At 68.0% G+C, this 958-nt stretch carries 1 protein-coding gene; it reads left to right on the top strand.

Translation table 11 applies throughout. The features are described from left to right. Positions 1–958, top strand: a 958-nt coding sequence (locus tag AC1RRS_RS24870; RefSeq protein ID WP_492857502.1) for an acetyl-CoA carboxylase biotin carboxylase subunit, incomplete at both ends; no start/stop codon positions are given.

Here is a 958-nt window from a genome sequence, read left to right as displayed (position 1 = left end):
GTTGGGGATTGCGACGGTGGTCGTGTACTCGGACGCCGACGCCGACAGCCTGGCGGTGGAGATGGCCGATGAGGCCGTGCACATCGGGGCCTCGCCGGCCGCCCAGAGCTACCTCGTCGCCGACAAGATCATCGCCGCCTGCAAGCAGACGGGCGCGCAGGCGGTGCATCCGGGCTTCGGGTTCCTGTCGGAGAAGGCCGAGTTCGCCCAGCGCTGCGCCGACGAGGGCATCGTGTTCATCGGTCCCAACCCCGGCGCCATCTCGGCGATGGGCGACAAGATCGAGAGCAAGAAGTTCGCGGCGGCGGCCGGGGTGTCGTGCGTGCCGGGTCATATCGGCGAGATCGCCGACGTCGCCGAGGCGCTGACGATCTCCGAGCAGATCGGCTATCCGGTGATGATCAAGGCCAGCGCCGGCGGCGGCGGCAAGGGCATCCGGGTGGCCTGGAACAAGCAGGACGTCGAGGAGGGCTTCCCAGCCGTGCGGGCGGAAGCCGCCGGCGCGTTCGGCGACGACCGCATCTTCATCGAGAAGTTCATCGAAAGCCCGCGCCACATCGAGATCCAGGTGCTGGGCGACAAGCATGGCCACGTCGTTCACCTGTTCGAGCGTGAGTGCTCGATCCAGCGCCGCAACCAGAAGGTCATCGAGGAGGCGCCCAGCCCGCTGCTCGATCCCGAAACCCGCGCGGCGATGGGCGCGCAGGCCGTGGCCCTGGCCAAGGCGGTCAATTACGACAGCGCCGGCACGGTCGAGTTCGTCGCGGGGCAGGACAAGAGCTTCTACTTCCTGGAGATGAACACCCGGCTGCAGGTGGAGCATCCGGTCACCGAGCTGATCACGGGTCTCGACCTGGTCGAGCAGATGATCCGCAGCGCGGCGGGCGAGCCGCTGGCGTTTGCGCAGGAGGATCTGTCGATCAACGGCTGGGCCGTCGAGAGCCGGATCTACGCCGAG

The sequence above is a fragment of the Caulobacter sp. GW821-FHT12A07 genome, from assembly GCF_058807655.1.
Note: the sequence above shows the minus strand (reverse complement) of the source record. Positions and strands in the feature narration are given on the sequence as shown.